Source organism: Mesobacillus boroniphilus JCM 21738 (assembly GCF_000517385.1).
Classification (GTDB): domain Bacteria; phylum Bacillota; class Bacilli; order Bacillales; family Cytobacillaceae; genus Mesobacillus; species Mesobacillus boroniphilus.
Genome location: NZ_BAUW01000152.1, coordinates 1 through 4,846 on the forward strand (window position 1 = coordinate 1; position 4,846 = coordinate 4,846).

General features: G+C 43.6%; 5 protein-coding genes and 1 pseudogene. 1 reads left to right on the forward strand and 5 read right to left on the reverse strand.

The genetic code is table 11. From position 1 onward, the window contains the following. Window positions 1-37 precede the first annotated feature (37 nt). The 5 genes and pseudogenes from JCM21738_RS20910 to JCM21738_RS20920 form a co-directional block, all read right to left on the reverse strand. Window positions 38-904, reverse strand: a complete 867-nt coding sequence (locus JCM21738_RS20910) for an SDR family oxidoreductase (protein WP_023615329.1) — start codon at window positions 902-904, stop codon at window positions 38-40. 442 nt (window positions 905-1,346) lie between these two features. Next, window positions 1,347-2,159 (reverse strand): oxidoreductase dimerization domain-containing protein, encoded by an 813-nt coding sequence (locus JCM21738_RS27590; RefSeq protein WP_369385788.1) that lies wholly within the window; start codon window positions 2,157-2,159, stop codon window positions 1,347-1,349. A 24-nt stretch (window positions 2,160-2,183) separates the two neighbouring features. Beyond that, window positions 2,184-2,797, reverse strand: a pseudogene (locus JCM21738_RS27595) (NAD(P)/FAD-dependent oxidoreductase); the annotation flags it as partial. After that, the gene (locus JCM21738_RS27600; protein ID WP_369385787.1) at window positions 2,794-2,997 is read right to left on the reverse strand and encodes a hypothetical protein; all 204 of its coding nucleotides are present in this window, start codon (window positions 2,995-2,997) and stop codon (window positions 2,794-2,796) included. The gene JCM21738_RS27600 and the pseudogene JCM21738_RS27595, both read right to left, overlap by 4 nt. Window positions 2,998-3,280: 283 nt before the next feature. Further along, a complete protein-coding gene (locus JCM21738_RS20920) occupies window positions 3,281-3,772 on the reverse strand; it encodes a YajQ family cyclic di-GMP-binding protein (RefSeq protein ID WP_023615327.1) in 492 nt (163 codons plus the stop codon). A gap of 170 nt (window positions 3,773-3,942) precedes the next feature. Here JCM21738_RS20920 and JCM21738_RS20925 point away from each other — a divergent pair, with 170 nt between their 5' ends. Beyond that, window positions 3,943-4,806, forward strand: coding sequence for a CvfB family protein (locus tag JCM21738_RS20925; RefSeq protein ID WP_023615326.1), 864 nt, complete (start codon window positions 3,943-3,945; stop codon window positions 4,804-4,806). Window positions 4,807-4,846 lie beyond the last annotated feature (40 nt).

A 4,846-nucleotide genomic window follows, 5' to 3' on the forward strand; every position in this document is an offset into this window, starting at 1 on the left:
GTCGGGGCTGACCAAGCGCTTGCGCTTTTTGTTCCTTTTAGCCATTTACAATTGTGCCGCCATTTACGTGTATTGTCTGTCCGTTTACATAAGTAGAGTCATCGCTGGCAAGATAGACGTATGCTGGTGCCAGCTCATAAGGTTGTCCGGCTCGTCCCATCGGAGCGTTCGTTCCGAACTTCGCGACTTCTTCAGCAGTGAAGGTGGAAGGAATGAGCGGAGTCCAGATTGGGCCAGGAGCTACGCTGTTGACGCGAATGCCCTGTGACGCTAGGGACATGGCTAGGGAACGCGTAAAAGATACAATGGCTCCTTTAGTCGAAGAGTAGTCGATCAGCTTCTCATTACCCTTATATGCGGTTATAGAGGATGTGTTTATAATTGTGCTGCCTTTCTTTAAGTGTGGAAGGACAGCCTTTGTAAGATGGAAGATGGAGAATACATTTGTGCGGAACGTTTTCTCCAGCTGATCCGCAGAGATATCGAGCAGGCTTTTTTGCGGATGCTGCTCCGCTGCGTTATTGACCAAAATATCAATTTTCCCGAACTCATCAAGAGTTTTCTTCGTCACTTCCTCACAGAAATGCTCACTGCCGATATCGCCAGCAAGGAGCAGGCATTTACGGCCCTCAGCTTCAACGAGCTCCTTTGTCGTTTGCGCATCATTGCTTTCCTTAAGATAGACAATCGCTACATCTGCGCCTTCTTTCGCATAATAGATGGCAACCGATTTGCCGATTCCGCTGTCGCCGCCTGTAATCAGGGCAACTTTATCAGTTAATTTTCCAGACCCTTTATAATTTTCATCGACTGACTTGGGTACAGGATTCATCTCCGGCTCAGTACCAGGCTGATGGTCCTGATGCTGGGGCGGGAATCCCTGTTTTTTATTTTCGTTAGACATAGAACAATCCACTCCTTTTATATGAATCAACATTTATTAAATTCCTTTAAAACCCAGATTAAAAACATGGAAATTCCTTCATTTAGCCATGGAGGTACAATGTCCGGAGCAGTGAGAGTAGCTGAAAAACGGTAAAGCAGGACACCTGCATTGCCCGAAAAGTTGGTAGGAAGCGAAAAAGGGTAAAAGCAGGAGCTCTGCATTACCCCAAAAAGTGTTGAGAAGCGAAAAAGGGGAAAAGGAGGAGCGCTGCATTACCCCAAAAAGTGTTAAGAAGCGAAAAAGGGTAAAAGCAGGAGTTCTGCATTACCCCAAAAAGTGTTAAGAAGCGAAAAAGGGGAAAAGCAGGATACCCTTGGTTACCCCAAACAATGAGAGCGAAAAGCAGAAATCGACAAAAACAAAAAAACGGCCCCCTATAAAAGGGAGCAGCTACATTTCATTATTGAAGTTTATTTTTAAAGATTGAGTAAGTCTTGTAGCCGCCAGTCAGGTTCTTGACCTTGAAGCCGTTTTGCTGAAGGATACGGGAAGCTAGGTAACCTCTCAGACCAACCTGGCAAGTAATCAGGATTGTTTCATCTTTTGGAAGCTCATCAAGACGATTGCGCAAGTCATCAAGCGGAATATTCTTTGAGCCTTCAATTTTGCCATCTGCATGTTCTTTCTCAGTTCGGACGTCAATCATGAACGCGCCGTCCTGGAGCAATTCGTCAACTTCATAGTACTGGACCGTTTCAATTGTGCCGTCCACAATATTGGAAGCAACATAACCAGCCATGTTCACTGGGTCTTTTGCAGAAGAGAATGGTGGTGCATATGCAAGTTCAAGCTCTTGAAGGTCATAGACGCTCAATCCGCCTTTAATAGCTGTTGCGATGACGTCAATGCGTTTGTCAACGCCATCTTTGCCGACTGCCTGTGCACCAAAGATCTTGCCAGTCTCTATGTCGAAAATAACTTTAAGAGAGATTTGCTCTGCACCGGGATAGTAACCAGCGTGAGATAGCGGGTGAATATGAACGGCTTCATATGGAATGCCCAGTCTGCGCAGCAGCTTTTCACTGTTGCCAGTCGTTGCAGCAGTCAAATCGAATACTTTAACGATTGAAGTGCCTAATGTACCCGGATATGCGATGTTACGGCCATTAATATGGTGTCCGACAATGTGCGCCTGACGGTTTGCAGGCCATGCCAGCGCAATCATAGTAGGCTGTCCATTGATATAGTCAGTAACCTCAATTGCGTCACCCATTGCATAAATTGACTCATCAGATGTCTGAAGGTATTCATTTACCTTGATACCGCCGCGTTCACCAAGCTCAAGGCCAGAGTCAGCTGCAAGCTTGTTTTCTGGGCGAACACCTATTGACAGAATAATCAATTCTGAATCAAGAACCTTGCCGCTTTCAAGAACAACTTTTGTGCCATTTTCTTGAACATCAATGATTCCGTCTCCCAGGATCAACTCCACGCCATTCTTTCGTAACTCATCCTCAACGATCGCTGCCATTTCTGGGTCAACTGGACCATTACCTGTGGCAATTTCTCAACTAGTGTAACATTGACTCCAGTGTGGACAAGGTTTTCAGCCATTTCCAGGCCAATGAAGCCTCCGCCGATTACGACTGCATTATTTGGTTTATTGTCTTCAAGGTATGCTTTGATTTTATCCATATCCGGAATATTTCTAAGCGTAAATACATTGGCGCTCTTCAAGCCTTCAATAGGAGGAACGATTGGTTTCGCTCCTGGTGATAACACTAGTACGTCATAGCTTTCTGTGTATTCTTCACCAGTTTGAACATGTTTTATAGAAACTGTTTTCTCTTCACGGTTGATTGCAGTCACTTCTGAGAAATTGCGGATATCCAAGTTGTAGCGTGCATTCATGCCTTCAACAGTTTGCAGAAGCAATTTTTGCGGTCTTCAATCACACCGCTGATATGATAAGGCAGTCCGCAGTTTGCGAAAGAAATGAATTCTCCTCTTTCAAAAAGAACGATCTCAGCTTGTTCATCAAGTCTTCTAAGCTTAGTTGCTGTAGTTGCTCCACCTGCTACGCCGCCAACGATTACGATTTTTTTACCCATTGTATTGTCATCCTTTCGGTTAAAAAAATTAATATATTTCATACCCCTACTGGTATATTAACGTGAAAATAGGGGGAATCCAATAGTACTTTGTGAAGGATTTGTGAATGTTTTGTCATTCCTAATCGATAAAAGTCACATCTGGATCAATACACTAATTTTAACGTGTAAATAAGGTAATTCCGTAGGCGGTTTGTGAATCATTCATGTATTTTCATAAACAAAAGCGGACAATGCTCCCATAGTCCGCTTTTACCCAATATTATTAGTTTTAGCTCTTTTTTTAACGATAATTCACGAATTGCACATCTACTGTAAGATCTGCTTCTTTGACAGCAGCAATGATTTTTTGAAGATCATCCCGGTTTTTGCCTGTGACGCGAACCTGGTCATCCTGGACCTGGCTTTTGACCTTCAAGCCGCTGTTCTTTATAAGTGTATTAATCTTCTTCGCGTTCTCTTTATCGATTCCCTGTACAAGCTTGGCTTTTTGTCGAACCGTTCCACCTGAAGCACGCTCGACTTTCCCGTAGTCCAGATTCTTTATAGGAATGCCGCGTTTGATCATCTTGCTGAATAGAACATCCTTCAACTGGTCAAGCTTAAATTCATCATCGGAAATTAGGACAAGTTCTTCTTTATCAAGTGAAATATCACTTTTGCTGCCCTTAAAATCGTAACGGTTCTGGATTTCTTTCATAGCGATGCTGATTGCATTCGTGACTTCAGACATTTCAACCTTGGATACAATATCAAATGAGCTCTCTTTAGACATGGCTACCTCCGGATTAAGAGAAATTTTGCTGCGCCAGAAGACAAGGGACTGTCAAAGGCGCTTTCGCTTTTGCTTACATTATAGTAAAATATAGCAGTTCAAACAACTTTACGTAATTTAGAGCTTTAGCTCTTTGTGTAGGATGTTAATAACAAGGCAGGAGGGATTTTATGTCCTTGAACGAATATACAGGTCAGACTTTGGAGCTGACCGTAGCAAGAATTGTTGATTTCGGCTACTTTTTAACGGATGGAGAAGAGGATGTGCTCCTCCATTCCAATGATACAGACCGAACATTTGAAGAAGGAGATAAGGTAGAGGTTTTTCTATTTGTTGAATCAAGAGGGAGGCTCGCAGCGACAACGACCATACCGAAAGTCCAGGTAGGCCACTATGAGTGGGTACCTGTCGTTGATGTTAAGGAAGGGATCGGCATATTCCTTGATATAGGGATCAGTAAGGATGTTTTGCTGGGTGAGGAAGACTTGCCAGTAGTAAGATCAGTTTGGCCGCAAGAAGGGGACTTGCTTTATATCACGCTTCGAGTTAATCGCAACAATATGATTTATGCGCGAATGGCAACCGACCCTGTCATTCAGGAAATCTCTGTCAAGGCAACAAGAAGTGATTTTAATAAGAATGTCCATGGCTATATATACCGGACGGCAAGGGTTGGCAGCTGGATGATCACTGCTGAAGGCTTTAAAGGCTTCATCCATGAATCTCAGCGCGGGACAGAGCCTCGTATTGGCCAGAAAGTAGAGGGAAGAGTCATTGATGTAAAACCAGATGGTTCCGTCAATATCTCGCTTTTGCCGCGCAAGCAGGAAGCATTGGATGAAGACGCTGAAAAAATCATGGAATACCTGGAGCTCCGTAATGGCGCAATGCCGTACCATGACAAGAGCATGGCCGAGGACATCCAGGAACGTTTCGGCATGAGCAAAGGATCCTTCAAGCGGGCAATGGGAAGGCTTATGAAGGAAGGAAAGATCTATCAGGAAAATAACTGGACATATAAAAAAGAAAAATAGAGCCGGGTGGCTCTATTTTTTATTTTTTTATAAGAAAGTA